Here is a 14,584-nt window from a genome sequence, read left to right as displayed (position 1 = left end):
TAATTCAATATTAGTGAAAAAAATAAAACATCTATTGATTATTTTTCTTTAGAAACTCTTGAGCCAAAGCCAAGTAGTTTTCAGCACCGCGGCTAGCAGCATCATATTTGATGATTGATTCGCCGTAGCTAGGAGCTTCACTCACACGCACATTTCGTTGAATAATTGTGTCAAAAACCATTTGGGGGAAATGACTCCGAACTTCTTCCACCACTTGGTTAGACAGCCTTAAGCGTGCATCAAACATCGTTAATAATAAACCCTCAATGTCTAAATTAGGATTATGAAGTTGCTGGATGCTCTTTATCGTATTAAGTAGTTTTCCTAAACCTTCCAACGCAAAATATTCACATTGAATAGGAATAATCACAGAATCAGCAGCCGTCAAAGCGTTAAGCGTAATCAAACCTAAAGAAGGAGCGCAGTCGATAAAAATATAATCATATTCCTCCTTGATTTCTTGCAAAGCAGTTTTGAGCATATACTCACGCTGTTCTGAGTCAACCAATTCAATTTCAGCAGCGACTAAATCCACATGAGCAGCAATAATGTCTAGGTTGGGCGAATTCGTTGGTAAAATAGCTTTTTTTGCCGGGGATTCATGCTCTAGAACCTCATAAGTGCCGATTTCTAAATTGTCGATGTCAATCCCCAAACCCGAAGAAGCATTCGCTTGCGGGTCAGCATCAATCAGTAATGTTTTCTTTTCTAAAATGCCAATCGAAGCAGCTAAATTAATGGAAGTAGTCGTTTTCCCTACCCCGCCTTTTTGATTTGCTATAGCAATTATTTTTCCCATCGATTAAAAGTCTTTACTTTGCAAAAGTAAAAATATAAATAGCAGCCATTATCAAAATTAAATTAATTTATTAACAAACTTCAGATTATTATGCACTGGAAATGGTATTCAGACAAAGTATTTTGGTTTTGGTTACTAGCTTTGCTCTCCATCTTTCTGCTGAATTTAGTAGTAGGGAAAGGAACTGTAAATATTTTTAAAGGCTTAGAAAATTCTGATAAAGAATTAATGCGAGATTTAATCATTAATTATCGTTTACCCAAAGGATTAGCGGCAGTCCTCACAGGAATTTCCTTATCAGCAAGCGGCTGGGTATTGCAAGAATACTTTAGAAATCCATTAGCCGGCCCATCCGTTTTGGGAGTCACCTCCTTTTCGGGTTTAGGCGTAGCCATTGTTATTGTTTTTTTTGGATTATTCAGTCAAATAGACATCAATCAGCCTGCGTTATTAATTTTTTCAGCCTTGAGTGGAGCTGCATTTGCAATGCTGGTGATAATCCTATTCAGTTATAAAATAAAATCAGTTTCAGCATTAGTATTAATCGGATTTATGCTAAGCGGATTAGCAGGAGCCATCATTAGCTTACTTCAATTTTATGCTGACACGCATCACCTAAAATCATTGATTATTTGGTCGTTTGGTTCCATATCAGGACTATCTTATACACAGATAATTTATTTTTTGATATGTGTAGTGGCAGGTTTAATGCTGATTTTTTTAAGCCTTGAAAAATTTCAGAAATTACAATTAGGACACGACTATGCACACACAATGGGTGTCAACATTCATTATGTGAAATTTATTGTAATATTGAGCTCGAGTCTATTAACAGGCGTGGCAACAGCACTCGTTGGCCCGATTGTTTTCATCGGGATTGCCATACCACATTTAGTAAGAATTAATTTAAAGTCAGCAAACTTCAAAAAAGTCTTCACATACATTATTATAATAGGAGCATTTACGCTAAGTCTATTTTCCTTGATTTCAGACAATATTCCGAGGCAAGCCTTACCGATCAATATCATTTCCGCATTATTAGGAGCTCCTGTACTCATTTGGATTATTTATCAAAATAAAAACAAAATGCTGTGATAGAATTAAAAAACGTGACGTTGGGTTATGGAAGAAAGAAGATTGTAACTCACTTAAACCACCAATTTTATAGAGACCAGATGAATTTCATCATAGGGCTAAACGGAAGCGGGAAAAGCACTCTGTTAAAGACTCTATTAAAGATGACCCCCCTTTTAGGAGGTGAAATTAACCTTGATGGAATTCCTCTCGCAAAAATAAATCAAACTCAAATGGCTCAGAAAATCGCAGCAGTTTTACCAATGAACTTTTCTTTACCAGAGATTCGAACCGAAGATTTTTTAAGCCTTTACAAAAAAATTGAAAATAGTAAAATAGAAGAATCCCTAAGCCAATTTAATTTATTAGAATTAAAAAAAGAATTCATTACAAAATTAAGCCAAGGGCAATTACAGCAATTATTCATCATCAGAGCTTTGCTGCAAGACACCCCATACATTATTTTAGACGAACCAACAGCACATTTAGATTATAAAAATAAGCCAAAAGTCTTCCAGAAGTTGAAATTTATGCAAGAAAAACATCAGAAAGGAATTATTATTATCACACACGAGCTAGAATATGCCGAGAATTTAGCAGACAATAAACTAATTCTGTAAAAGGATAAACCAAGAATTGAAATATTTTTACAGAAAAAAATCAAGTTCATTCAATTGTAAATCAATCAATTACAATTTATTTAAAAAAAGTTATAAAAAAACATGGTAAAAAATTTGGAAGAGAATAAAAATAGTATTTATATTTGCCGTCCTTTTGAGAGAGAGAGTTATTTGGAAGTTTGATAAAAAAAGGATAAATTTTTTTTGGATTAAAAGAAAAAGAATTTATATATTTGCAGCCCTTTTAGGGTAGAGGAGTTCATAAAAATAGAAATAAGATACAAATTAGAAGACAAAATAAGCAAAAAGAAGCCAAGTGTCAATTTGATGAGTTTGGGGATAGCTTTTCAGTTATAGTTATTATTTAAGACATTAGATAATTAAGGAATAACAACGGAGAGTTTGATCCTGGCTCAGGATGAACGCTAGCGGGAGGCTTAACACATGCAAGCCGAGGGGTATTTAATTTTCGGATTAGAGAGACCGGCGAACGGGTGCGTAACGCGTATGTAACTTGCCCTTATCGGGAGGATAGCCCGAGGAAACTCGGATTAATACTCCATAATAATAATTATGGCATCATAAATATTTAAAAGATTTATCGGATAAGGATAGGCATGCGTCAGATTAGTTAGTTGGTAGTGTAGAGGACTACCAAGGCGATGATCTGTAGGGGGCCTGAGAGGGTGAACCCCCACACTGGTACTGAGACACGGACCAGACTCCTACGGGAGGCAGCAGTGAGGAATATTGGACAATGGGTGGAAGCCTGATCCAGCCATCCCGCGTGCAGGAAGACGGCCCTATGGGTTGTAAACTGCTTTTGTATAGGGATAAATCATCTTACGAGATAGGATGTTGAAGGTACTATACGAATAAGCATCGGCTAACTCCGTGCCAGCAGCCGCGGTAATACGGAGGATGCGAGCGTTATCCGGATTCATTGGGTTTAAAGGGTCCGTAGGCGGGCTAATAAGTCAGTGGTGAAATCTCACAGCTCAACTGTGAAATTGCCATTGATACTGTTAGTCTTGAGTGAGTTTGATGTTGCTGGAATGTGTAGTGTAGCGGTGAAATGCATAGATATTACACGGAACACCGAATGCGAAGGCAGGTAACAAAGACTTAACTGACGCTGATGGACGAAGGCGTGGGGAGCGAACAGGATTAGATACCCTGGTAGTCCACGCAGTAAACGATGCTAACTCGTTTTCGGGGTGAAGAACTTCGGAGACCAAGCGAAAGTGATAAGTTAGCCACCTGGGGAGTACGTTCGCAAGAATGAAACTCAAAGGAATTGACGGGGGCCCGCACAAGCGGTGGAGCATGTGGTTTAATTCGATGATACGCGAGGAACCTTACCAAGGCTTAAATGCATTTTGACGTACCCTGAAAGGGGTATTTCTTCGGACAGGATGCAAGGTGCTGCATGGCTGTCGTCAGCTCGTGCCGTGAGGTGTTAGGTTAAGTCCTGCAACGAGCGCAACCCTTATCTTTAGTTGCCAGCGTTTAAAGACGGGGACTCTAGAGAGACTGCCAACGCAAGTTGAGAGGAAGGTGGGGACGACGTCAAGTCATCACGGCCCTTACGTCTTGGGCTACACACGTGCTACAATGGTCGGTACAGAGGGCAGCTACTATGTGAATAGGTGCGAATCTTGAAAGCCGATCTCAGTTCGGATTGGAGTCTGCAACTCGACTCTATGAAGCTGGAATCGCTAGTAATCGCAAATCAGCCATGTTGCGGTGAATACGTTCCCGGGCCTTGTACACACCGCCCGTCAAGCCATGGAAGCTGGGGGTACCTGAAGTTGGTGACCGTCAAAGGAGCTACCTAGGGTAAAACCAGTAACTGGGGCTAAGTCGTAACAAGGTAGCCGTACCGGAAGGTGCGGCTGGAACATCTCTTTTATAGAGTTAAGAATAATAAACGACGAAAAGAAACAAATTAAGAGAATAGGCACTGGCTTTTTCATTTGCTAAATTATCAGATGATTTGTATTTTTGATATAAAGATAAATAAGCCCCTAGTCGTAGAAGGAGGGATGGATAGAGTCTCGTAGCTCAGCTGGTTAGAGCGCTACACTGATAATGTAGAGGTCGGCAGTTCGAGTCTGCCCGAGACTACACTAAGGAAGAGGGGGTTGAATTATTAAGAATTATGAATTAAGAATTATGGATTAATCATTAATTGGTGGTTTTTAATATAGTAGAAGAATACTAGGAGGTGAGCGATAATTTTTCATTTTATAATTTTTAATTAAGATAATGGGGGATTAGCTCAGCTGGCTAGAGCGCCTGCCTTGCACGCAGGAGGTCATCGGTTCGACTCCGATATTCTCCACGATCATTGATTATACATTGTTTAGGTTACGATGTACAATTGAGAAGAAGTTCATTGACATGATAGATAGCAAGTTTTTCTCTATAGGATTAAGGGATTAATAATATAGAGGGAAAAGAAACTTGAAGTAGAAAACGAGAAATGATAACGAGTAGGATTTTTTTTGAATTATAGATTGAGAGATTTATAGAGAGGGAAGAATCTAAAAGAAATAAAATAGAAGGTAAAAACAAATAACCGAGATTAAAGAGCGCGGTTAGAAGAAATCGTTAAGGGCGTATGGCGGATGCCTAGGCTCACAGAGGCGAAGAAGGACGTGATAAGCTGCGAAAAGCTGCGGGGATTTGCACATAAGAATAGATCCGCAGATATCCGAATGGGGCAACCCACTATGTTGAAGGCATAGTACCAGAGATGGGGCGAACCCGGGGAACTGAAACATCTAAGTACCCGGAGGAAAAGAAATCAAAAGAGATTCCCAGAGTAGTGGCGAGCGAAATGGGATTAGCCGAGAATTTACAAATATTAGAAATACTTGGAAAAGTATACCGAAGAAGGTGAGAGTCCTGTATAAGAAATGAGTAGATTACGTATTAAGTAGGGCGGGACACGAGAAATCCTGTTTGAAGAAGGGGGGACCATCCTCCAAGGCTAAATACTCCTGTGAGACCGATAGTGAACAAGTACTGTGAAGGAAAGGTGAAAAGCACTTTGAATAAAAGGGTGAAAGAGAACCTGAAACCGTACGCCTACAAGCGGTCGGAGCATCGTAAGATGTGACGGCGTGCCTTTTGCATAATGAGCCTACGAGTTACTGTTACTGGCGAGGATAAGGTGTTCAGCACTGTATTCGAAGCGAGAGCGAGTCTGAAAAAGGCGATATAGTCAGTAGGAGTAGACGCGAAACCTTGTGATCTACCCATGGGCAGGTTGAAGCTGTGGTAACACACAGTGGAGGACCGAACCGGTTGACGTTGAAAAGTCTTCGGATGACCTGTGGGTAGGGGTGAAAGGCCAATCAAACTGGGAAATAGCTCGTACTCCCCGAAATGCATTTAGGTGCAGCGTTTAAATAAGTTTATTAGAGGTAGAGCTACTGATAGGATGCGGGGGATTCACCTCCTACCAATTCCTGACAAACTCCGAATGCTAGTAAATGATATTAAGCAGTGAGGGCATGGGTGCTAAGGTCCATGTCCGAGAGGGAAAGAACCCGGACTAACAGCTAAGGTCCCTAAATGTATGTTAAGTTGATAAAACGCGGTTGGATTGCACAGACAGCTAGGATGTTGGCTTGGAAGCAGCCATTCATTTAAAGAGTGCGTAACAGCTCACTAGTCGAGCGATCTGGCATGGATAATGATCGGGCATAAACATACTACCGAAGCTATAGACTGTAGATACAGTGGTAGGGGAGCATTCTATACGAGTAGAAGTTGAGCTGTAAGGCTTGGTGGATTGTATAGAAAAGAAAATGTAGGCATAAGTAACGATAATGCGGATGAGAAATCCGCACGCCGCAAGACTAAGGATTCCTCAGCTATGCTAATCAGCTGAGGGTTAGTCGGGACCTAACATGAACCCGAAAGGGGTAGTGGATGGCAAACAGGTTAATATTCCTGTACCTGCTCACAGAGGAAGTGACGGGGTTAAGTAATAAGTGCGTACTGACGGAATAGTACGTTGAACCCATTTAACGTGGGGATAGTACACAAAGGCTACGGCTGGCGTGATAATCTTATGAAGTGACCTCCAAGAAATAGCGAGTGAAGCAGCCCGTACCGTAAACCGACACAGGTAGTCGAGGAGAGTATCCTAAGGCGCTCGAGTGAATCATGGCTAAGGAACTAGGCAAAATAGACCTGTAACTTCGGGAGAAAGGTCGCCCCAAGAGATTGGGGCCGCAGCGAAGAGGTCCAGGCGACTGTTTATCAAAAACACAGGACTCTGCTAAATCGAAAGATGATGTATAGGGTCTGACACCTGCCCGGTGCTGGAAGGTTAAGGGAGGAGGTTAGCGTAAGCGAAGCTTTTGACTGAAGCCCCAGTAAACGGCGGCCGTAACTATAACGGTCCTAAGGTAGCGAAATTCCTTGTCGGGTAAGTTCCGACCTGCACGAATGGTGTAACGATCTGGACACTGTCTCAGCCATGAGCTCGGTGAAATTGTAGTATCGGTGAAGATGCCGGTTAATCGCAACGGGACGAAAAGACCCCGTGAACCTTTACTATAGCTTCGTATTGACTTTGGGTAAACCATGTGTAGGATAGGTGGGAGACTGTGAATTGGCATCGCTAGGTGTTGAGGAGTCGTTGTTGAAATACCACCCTTGGTTTACTTGGAGCCTAACTCCGAGAGGAGGACATTGCGTGGTGGGTAGTTTGACTGGGGTGGTCGCCTCCGAAAGAGTAACGGAGGCTTTCAAAGGTACCCTCAGCACGCTTGGTAACCGTGCGTAGAGTGTAATGGCATAAGGGTGCTTGACTGTGAGACCTACAAGTCGAACAGGTGCGAAAGCAGGACATAGTGATCCGGTGGCGCTGAATGGAAGGGCCATCGCTCATAGGATAAAAGGTACTCCGGGGATAACAGGCTAGTCTCCCCCAAGAGCTCACATCGACGGGGAGGTTCGGCACCTCGATGTCGGCTCGTCACATCCTGGGGCTGGAGAAGGTCCCAAGGGTTGGGCTGTTCGCCCATTAAAGTGGCACGCGAGCTGGGTTCAGAACGTCGTGAGACAGTTCGGTCTCTATCTGTTGCGATCGTTAGAAGTTTGAGTGGGCTTGACTCTAGTACGAGAGGACCGAGTTGAACGAACCGCTAGTGTATCTGTTGTATTGCCAAGTGCACCGCAGAGTAGCTATGTTCGGTTAAGATAAGCACTGAAAGCATATAAGTGCGAAACTTGCCACAAGATGAGACTTCTTTAAAGGGCCGTGGGAGATGACCACGTAGATAGGCTACAGATGTAAAGGCAGTAATGTCATAGTCGAGTAGTACTAATTACCCGTAGATTTAACTAACCGCGAGAGGATCGGTTGTTTGTTTTTATTCTTTTTTATAAAAAAAAGTTTTAATCTATCTATCAAACATGTCAATCAAAGATTTAGGGTGACTATAGCGGCAGGGCTCACCTCTTCCCATTCCGAACAGAGAAGTTAAGCCTGCCTGCGCCGATGGTACTGCATATCGTGGAAGAGTAGGTCGTCGCCAGTTTTTTATTACAAACCTGCATAGTAACATACTATGCAGGTTTTTGTTTAATACATTTTGTCTTATCTAACTACTTTATGCTTTTCGTTATCTTTCCTGACTGTTCTACCTATGTTGGTAGTACTGCTATAAAACCTAAAAGAACTCTTGGAGAAGAATGAGAAAAGTTTTTAGACTAATTTTGAATTTTGAGTTTTGAATTGATTGGAGAAAAGAAAAAAAGACTTAAGACAATAGACAAAGGATGAAGAGTGAAGGGTGAAGAATGAAAGAAATAAAAATATTGATTAAAAAATAAATAAGTCATTCAACAAGTTAGTCTCTTGAGTAGCTCTTTTTATAACACACTACAAGTCAACCTCGGTTTACACATTGATCTTTAAAAATAAATTTATTCAAGAATTGAATAGTTGTAAGTCTTGTGATTTTAGTTAAAATTCTTGTTTTTAAACTCTCAAAAGTTTTGGTATAATTTCTTCTAATTGTAAATTGGTCACAGAACTGATAGAATTTTGTTTGTCATTCTTTATTTCTTTAATAAAAAATACTTTTTTACTAATAAAAGAAGTAGTATTTAATTCTAATTTTCCCATATTATTTAATAATAATTTTTTTAAATTTGAGTGAATTTGTTCATATGTTTATTTGATTGATTCCAAATAAATGTATTGGATTTTTTGTGATTCTATGAGCACTTTTTTATTTTACTTTCTAAATGCACAACGAGTATTATAACAGAATATGAGAGAATTAAATAAAATTTGTTTTTTAATATTATTAATTCCATTTACGTTAAATTCGCAAGTGTTAATTACAACAAATGCAGACAAAGAAAAACCTCATCCTAACTCTATTCTTGAATTGGATGCTAGTAGAGGAGCTCTTATTTTACCTGTAATTGAGAAGGATTCGCTTGACTATATTAAACAAAATAATCCAGTAAAAGGGATGATTTTATTTGATAATACCAAAAATCAATTCATCGGTTTTGACGGAACGTCTTGGGTGGTATTTGGTGGTGAAAATTCTACCGAGAAAGAAGCATCGCCATCAGAAGGTGAAGTTATTTTTACTGAATTCATGGTTGACCCTGAAGGAGATGAAAGATTTAAAGAATGGTTTGAGGTATACAATACAACGAATCGAAACCTAAATTTAGCAAAATGTGTTTTTTCCAACAATGAGTATGTGTTTCAAATCAATGGGAACTTAATTATATCAGCCAATGATTTTCTTGTGTTTGGCGCAATAGAGGATAAAGAAAAGAACGGAGAAATACCAGTTGATTATACTTATGGTTATAGTAATACGACCTCTAACTTTAATTTCACCAATGGGACGACTTCTAATACAAATAATGTCGCTTTGGAATGCAATAAGGTTTTGATAGATGAAGTTAAAAATTTATCTCTCTCAGGGAAATTTCCAATTTCAGAAGGGGCAACGACTTCACTGAAGCCAGATTATTTTGATTCGAAAGCCAATGATTTACCTCAAAATTATTATGCTTCGGGTAATCCAACACCAAAAATGATGAACATCACACCCCCGGTTTTAGATGATAATGTTATTCGAATTAATGAATTTCATTACAAGAACAAAGGTAGTGCAAAAAATGAATTTGTAGAAATCAGGGTGAAAAAAGGTTCCGATGTGAGTGCCGTTAGTATTTATCATTACAATGGTAGTGATGGGGATATCATCGGAAAAATTGGTTTAAGCAGTACGGTAAAAACCGCTGATGCTAGTTATGATTACTACGTTTGGAAAACTCCTATACAAGACGGGCCCGACGGATTTGCTTTGGTGAATGCCAATGAGGTGATAGAGTTTCTTACCTATGGAGGTGCTTTTAAAGCCACTACAGGCCCAGCATCAGGCATGACTTCACGATTAATTCCTTTAGAAGAGAATAGTTTAACACCATCCACAGCAAGCATTTCTAGGACTGAAGATAACCAATGGCAAGTAACCGACCCAAATACAAGAGGACAAGCTAATTTTTGATTGAAATTTTTTTTTTACTCATTCTTTTAAATTGAATGAGCGATTATTAGTTTAAGGATCAAAATACAAATTGCCACCAAAATTGGTGGCAAGAGTTTTAAAAATATAGGCTTAAAAGCCCTTTTAAAACCATTGCTTTTTCTTTGTTTTTAGCGAAATGACTAAAAAATGTGACCTAGGAAGGATTCGAACCCTCAACCCTCAGAGCCGAAATCTGATATTCTATCCAGTTGAACTACTAGGCCAATAAAAGCCCCAAAGTTAAGACTTTCTTTTATAATAATCAATTTAATTGGTATGGGAAAATTTTAAAATTTTTTAAGCCTTAAAAAAAAATTAGGGAATATTTAAAAATTTATGCGTCTGAATTGAAATTTTCCACTTGGGATTCTTCAAAATATAATGAATAATCTGCGGTACAATCCCCTTAGATTTGCTCCATTCTGGTTGCAGAAAGAGCTCGCATGATTCTTTTACTTTTGCAGCATATTCTTCAGCAAACTTAAAGTCATTTTGATTGTAGATAATACACTTTAATTCATGTGCATTATTTATGACTTTTTCCACAGGTCTTTGAAGTTTTTTTGGGGAAAGACAAATCCAGTCTACGTGTCCTCTGATTTCATTTGAACCAGAAGTTTCCATATGAATTTTGAATCCTCTTTGCTTCAATAACTTAGTCAGAGGATATAAGTTATAGCTACTGGGTTCTCCCCCAGTTAATACAACAGTTTTCACGTTTTCAGGGATTCTTTCAATCAGTGTTTTTATAGAAGTTATAGGGTGTTTTGAGGCATCCCAACTTTCTTTAACATCACACCAATGGCAGCCGACATCACATCCTCCGATACGAATAAAGTATGAGGCTTTGCCCGTATGAGCGCCTTCTCCTTGCAGGGTATAAAAATCTTCCATAATGGGAAGATACTCCCCAGTTTCTACTAATTCTTGATTTTTTGAGACCAAAATAATTTAAATTTTATTGAGCAAATCGCTTGTAGGCCAATAAGGTGTTTTCTAGAAGCATGGCTCTTGTCATAGGCCCCACGCCACCAGGTACGGGGGTTATGTAGTCAGCTTTGCTTTTAATATTTTCAAAATCTACATCACCCACCAATTTATAATCTTTTTTAGATTCATCATAGACTCGGTTGATGCCTACATCTATGATGATTACCCCTTCTTTCACCATTTCAGAAGTTAAAAAATGAGCTTTGCCAATTGCTGAAATAATGATATCAGCCTCTTGAGTAAACTCTTCCAAATTCTTTGTCCCACTATGGCAGATAGTGACCGTTGAATTAGCGTGTTTACCTGGCTGGCTCATCAGAATACTCATCGGGCGGCCAACGATATTGCTTCGACCTAAAACGACACATTTTTTTCCAGAAGTTGCTATATCATAATCTTCCAAAAGGCGCATCACGCCAAAAGGCGTTGCTGGTAAAAAGGTTTCTAGACCCAGCGCCATTTTACCCACATTTGTAGGGTGAAATCCATCCACATCTTTCTGAGGGTCGATGGCCTGCAAAATTTTATCTTCATTAATGTGTTTAGGCAAAGGTAATTGCACAATGTAACCATCTAGCTCCTTATTTTCATTCAATTCATGAACGATTTCTAAAAGCTCTTTTTCAGAAATATCAGCATCTTTTTTGATAAGTGTTGACTTGAATCCGACTTCTTCGCAATCCTTGATCTTCATCTTCACATAAGCATTGCTAGCGGGGTCTTCGCCCACCAAAACAGCGGCCAAGTGCGGAGCCCTTTTGCCTTCAGTTACATAGTTCGCTACTTTTTGGCGAATATTTTTTTTCGTTTTTTTTGCTAATTTTATTCCATCAAGAAGTTTCATCGCTGTTCTTTTTGCAAAGATACGTAGAGATGAAAGAATAGGAAAGAAATTCTTCTTGCATAAATTATGTAGAAATTTTTTAAGCCTTAAAAAAAAATAAAACTTTTAGAATGAAAAATTTAAACAAAACAATATTGAGCTTCATTGCAGGGTTTATAATTACTTATTTATTATTCATATTCAGGGCGGAAGCCACGCAAGAGTTAGCCCTCACCAATGCTGTAGGTGGTGGAATAGGCTTAGCGGTGGGTTATTTTTTGTATGAAAAATACATGAAAGAGGATTCTTCTTCTTAATTTTTTTATAAATACTTGACAAAGGGGAGCTTAAGATTGTATATTTGTAGCCTTGCAAAAATACTTGTGATTATGAAAATGAAAACCTCTGATTTTGATTTTAAATTACCCGAAAAACTTTTGGCTGAGAGACCCGCCACGTATAGAGATGAAGCACGTTTGATGGTTTTAGATCGAAAAACTCAAAGTATAGAACATAAAGAATTCAAAGATTTGATAAATTACTTTGATGAAGAGGATTTATTGATAATGAATAACACCAAAGTTTTCCCCGCAAGACTTTTTGGAAACAAAGAAAAAACTGGAGCCAAAATAGAAGTGTTTTTACTAAGAGAACTAGACCCGAAAGCAAAATTATGGGATGTACTGGTGGATCCAGCTAGGAAAATTAGAATCGGGAATAAATTATTCTTTGGTGAAGATGGGGAGCTCGTGGCTGAAGTCGTAGATAATACAACTTCCCGAGGGCGGACACTACGATTCCTATTTGATGGAGATTATAAAGAATATCGAGCAAAATTAGCAGAACTTGGCACCACACCTTTGCCTAAATACATCAAGCGAGAAGCAGACGAGGAAGATGAAGAAAGATACCAAACGATTTATGCCAAAGAAGAAGGCGCCGTAGCAGCACCGACGGCTGGTTTGCATTTCTCTAAACACTTACTCAAACGACTGGAAATCAAAGGAGTAAACTTTGCGGAGGTAACGCTACATGTTGGTTTAGGAACATTCTCTCCAGTGCAAGTAGAGGATTTAACTAAACATAAAATGGAGAGCGAACGAGCTCACATCAGCGCCGAAACAGTTGAAAAAGTAAATAGAGCTTTAGAAGGGAAAAGTAAAATTTGTGCTATTGGCACAACTTCTATGCGGGCAATAGAATCAGCGGTATCAGCAAACGGAAAATTGAACGAATTTTCTGGCTGGACTAATAAATACATCCACCCACCGTACGACTTTAGTATAGCCAACGCAATGGTGACGAATTTTCACACGCCACGCTCCACGCTGCTGATGATGATTTCTGCTTTTGGAGGACATGATTTGGTGATGAAAGCCTACAAAGAAGCCGTAGAAAAAGAATATAAATTCTTTTCTTACGGAGATGCGATGCTAATTCTTTAAAAGATTTTTATGAAAAAAGATATTCGCCAGTTGAGCCTCAAAGAAATTGAGGCTTTTGTTGTTGAAAACGGAGAGAAAGCATTTCGAGCAAAGCAAATTTATGAATGGATTTGGAACAAAAATGCACACGAATTTGAGGAAATGTCAAGTTTATCCAAAGAATTTCGTACAGTTTTAAATCAACATTTTGAAATTAAAAATGCCGTTGTACAAGAATTTCAAACAAGCCAAGACGGGACATTAAAAAACGCAGTTTTGCTTCATGATAAAAATGTAGTCGAATCTGTTTTGATTCCAGCAGAAAATCGCACGACAGCTTGCGTATCCAGTCAAGTAGGGTGTAGCCTAAATTGTGAATTCTGCGCAACAGCAAAACTAGAGCGAATGCGAAATCTGAGTGCTGCTGAAATCGTAGATCAAGTAGTTTTGATTGATAAAGAAAGCCAAGAACACTATGGCCGCCCGCTGAGCAATATCGTATTTATGGGTATGGGTGAACCTCTACTCAATTACAACGAGGTGACCGAAGCCATCAAGCGAATCACCGCACCGCACCCTAACGGGCTAGGCATGTCACCACGCAGAATTACGGTGTCAACTTCTGGGATTCCAAAGATGATAAAAAAATTGGCAGATGAAAACTTAAGAGTCGGTCTTGCCTTGTCTTTGCACTCTGCCATCGAAGAAAAAAGAAATGAAATCATGCCTTTTTCTGAAAAATTTCCGTTGACAGAGATATTAGAAAGTCTGAAATATTGGCATGAACAGACAAAAAGCATCATTACGCTAGAATACATTATTTGGAAAGAAATCAATGATAAACAAGAAGATATAGACGCCTTGATTGCTTTTTGTAAAAAAGTCCCCACAAAAGTTAATCTGATTGAGTATAATAGCATTGGCGATGATAAATTTCTGCAAGCACCACCATCAGTCACCAGCCAATACATTCAGCAGCTAGAGCAAAACAGAATTGTGGTAAATGTACGCAGAAGCAGAGGGAAAGATATAGATGCGGCTTGTGGTCAATTGGCAAATAAAAATCAAATTTCGAAGAAGCTTCAATGAAATTTATTATTTTTAGAGCCGATTTAAAGTTTATCTTTCAAAAATTTTTTAAGCCTTAGAAAAATTTAGAAGAAATCTTTTGAAAAAATTTTTTAAGCCTTAAAAAAAAATGACTTATTTTGCTATTCATGCAATGAAGTTTTGGCAGAAGTGAAAATAAATTTGTGACCCAAAGCATA

10 protein-coding genes, 3 tRNA genes, 3 rRNA genes and 1 pseudogene are annotated in these 14,584 nt (G+C 38.8%); 11 read left to right on the top strand and 6 right to left on the bottom strand.

Annotated features, from left to right (window positions below):
* Window positions 1–31: 31 nt before the first annotated feature.
* Window positions 32–799 (bottom strand): ParA family protein, encoded by a 768-nt coding sequence (locus QOX03_RS08240; protein ID WP_119057483.1) that lies wholly within the window; start codon window positions 797–799, stop codon window positions 32–34.
* A gap of 90 nt (window positions 800–889) precedes the next feature.
* Between QOX03_RS08240 and QOX03_RS08235 the strand changes: the two genes are divergently transcribed.
* The 7 genes from QOX03_RS08235 to rrf all read left to right on the top strand — a co-directional run bounded on the left by QOX03_RS08235 (window position 890) and on the right by rrf (window position 8,054).
* Window positions 890–1,894 (top strand): FecCD family ABC transporter permease, encoded by a 1,005-nt coding sequence (locus QOX03_RS08235; RefSeq protein WP_283670742.1) that lies wholly within the window; start codon window positions 890–892, stop codon window positions 1,892–1,894.
* Complete coding sequence (locus tag QOX03_RS08230) at window positions 1,891–2,493, top strand: ABC transporter ATP-binding protein (RefSeq protein ID WP_283670741.1); 603 nt, start codon at window positions 1,891–1,893, stop codon at window positions 2,491–2,493. The genes QOX03_RS08235 and QOX03_RS08230 overlap by 4 nt, the downstream gene beginning before the upstream one ends.
* 390 nt (window positions 2,494–2,883) lie before the next feature.
* Window positions 2,884–4,404: ribosomal RNA gene (locus QOX03_RS08225) — 16S ribosomal RNA — on the top strand.
* A 142-nt stretch (window positions 4,405–4,546) separates the two neighbouring features.
* Window positions 4,547–4,620 (top strand) — tRNA-Ile (locus QOX03_RS08220).
* Window positions 4,621–4,763: 143 nt separating this feature from the next.
* A tRNA-Ala gene (locus QOX03_RS08215) sits at window positions 4,764–4,837 on the top strand.
* Window positions 4,838–5,098: 261 nt separating this feature from the next.
* Window positions 5,099–7,861: ribosomal RNA gene (locus QOX03_RS08210) — 23S ribosomal RNA — on the top strand.
* A gap of 84 nt (window positions 7,862–7,945) precedes the next feature.
* Window positions 7,946–8,054, top strand: a 5S ribosomal RNA gene (gene rrf, locus QOX03_RS08205).
* Together the 16S, 23S and 5S rRNA genes with 2 tRNA genes alongside form the textbook arrangement of a ribosomal RNA operon.
* A gap of 351 nt (window positions 8,055–8,405) precedes the next feature.
* Here the strand turns inward: rrf and QOX03_RS08200 are convergent.
* Together QOX03_RS08200 and QOX03_RS08195 are read right to left on the bottom strand one after the other, a co-directional pair.
* Window positions 8,406–8,570 (bottom strand): annotated as a pseudogene (locus QOX03_RS08200) (IS982 family transposase); the annotation flags it as partial.
* Window positions 8,498–8,644, bottom strand: a complete 147-nt coding sequence (locus QOX03_RS08195) for a hypothetical protein (RefSeq protein WP_283670740.1) — start codon at window positions 8,642–8,644, stop codon at window positions 8,498–8,500. The gene QOX03_RS08195 and the pseudogene QOX03_RS08200, both read right to left, overlap by 73 nt.
* Before the next feature lie 211 nt (window positions 8,645–8,855).
* Between QOX03_RS08195 and QOX03_RS08190 the strand changes: the two genes are divergently transcribed.
* Entirely contained in the window at window positions 8,856–10,058 is a 1,203-nt protein-coding gene (locus QOX03_RS08190) for a phage tail-like protein (RefSeq protein ID WP_283670738.1), read from the top strand.
* Window positions 10,059–10,229: 171 nt separating this feature from the next.
* On the opposite strand, the gene QOX03_RS08185 is transcribed toward QOX03_RS08190, so the two are convergent.
* The 3 genes from QOX03_RS08185 to folD all read right to left on the bottom strand — a co-directional run bounded on the left by QOX03_RS08185 (window position 10,230) and on the right by folD (window position 11,913).
* A tRNA-Arg gene (locus QOX03_RS08185) sits at window positions 10,230–10,303 on the bottom strand.
* A gap of 91 nt (window positions 10,304–10,394) precedes the next feature.
* Window positions 10,395–11,024 (bottom strand): 7-carboxy-7-deazaguanine synthase QueE, encoded by a 630-nt coding sequence (locus QOX03_RS08180; RefSeq protein ID WP_353616895.1) that lies wholly within the window; start codon window positions 11,022–11,024, stop codon window positions 10,395–10,397.
* Window positions 11,025–11,037: 13 nt separating this feature from the next.
* The gene (gene folD / locus QOX03_RS08175) at window positions 11,038–11,913 is read right to left on the bottom strand and encodes a bifunctional methylenetetrahydrofolate dehydrogenase/methenyltetrahydrofolate cyclohydrolase FolD (protein WP_283670737.1); all 876 of its coding nucleotides are present in this window, start codon (window positions 11,911–11,913) and stop codon (window positions 11,038–11,040) included.
* A 110-nt stretch (window positions 11,914–12,023) separates the two neighbouring features.
* Here folD and QOX03_RS08170 point away from each other — a divergent pair, with 110 nt between their 5' ends.
* The 3 genes from QOX03_RS08170 (at window position 12,024) to rlmN (ending at window position 14,405) form a co-directional block, all read left to right on the top strand.
* A complete protein-coding gene (locus QOX03_RS08170; RefSeq protein ID WP_283670736.1) occupies window positions 12,024–12,209 on the top strand; it encodes a hypothetical protein in 186 nt (61 codons plus the stop codon).
* A gap of 78 nt (window positions 12,210–12,287) precedes the next feature.
* Complete coding sequence (gene queA, locus QOX03_RS08165) at window positions 12,288–13,337, top strand: tRNA preQ1(34) S-adenosylmethionine ribosyltransferase-isomerase QueA (RefSeq protein ID WP_283671758.1); 1,050 nt, start codon at window positions 12,288–12,290, stop codon at window positions 13,335–13,337.
* 9 nt (window positions 13,338–13,346) lie between these two features.
* Window positions 13,347–14,405 (top strand): dual-specificity RNA methyltransferase RlmN, encoded by a 1,059-nt coding sequence (rlmN, locus tag QOX03_RS08160; RefSeq protein ID WP_283670735.1) that lies wholly within the window; start codon window positions 13,347–13,349, stop codon window positions 14,403–14,405.
* Window positions 14,406–14,584 lie beyond the last annotated feature (179 nt).

It is taken from the genome of Candidatus Ornithobacterium hominis (assembly GCF_951229915.1).
GTDB lineage: Bacteria > Bacteroidota > Bacteroidia > Flavobacteriales > Weeksellaceae > Ornithobacterium > Ornithobacterium hominis.
The sequence above is the reverse complement of the archived record's forward strand: the minus strand, read 5'-3'. Positions and strand labels throughout refer to the sequence as shown.

Bases quoted from the DNA above. Each gene is read 5' to 3' on its own strand.
- QOX03_RS08235 (WP_283670742.1), top strand. From the start codon at position 890: ATGCACTGGAAATGGTATTCAGACAAAGTATTTTGGTTTTGGTTACTA.
- folD (WP_283670737.1), bottom strand. From the start codon at position 11,913: ATGAAACTTCTTGATGGAATAAAATTAGCAAAAAAAACGAAAAAAAAT.
- QOX03_RS08240 (WP_119057483.1), bottom strand. From the start codon at position 799: ATGGGAAAAATAATTGCTATAGCAAATCAAAAAGGCGGGGTAGGGAAA.
- QOX03_RS08170 (WP_283670736.1), top strand. From the start codon at position 12,024: ATGAAAAATTTAAACAAAACAATATTGAGCTTCATTGCAGGGTTTATA.
- queA (WP_283671758.1), top strand. From the start codon at position 12,288: ATGAAAACCTCTGATTTTGATTTTAAATTACCCGAAAAACTTTTGGCT.
- QOX03_RS08195 (WP_283670740.1), bottom strand. From the start codon at position 8,644: ATGGGAAAATTAGAATTAAATACTACTTCTTTTATTAGTAAAAAAGTA.
- rlmN (WP_283670735.1), top strand. From the start codon at position 13,347: ATGAAAAAAGATATTCGCCAGTTGAGCCTCAAAGAAATTGAGGCTTTT.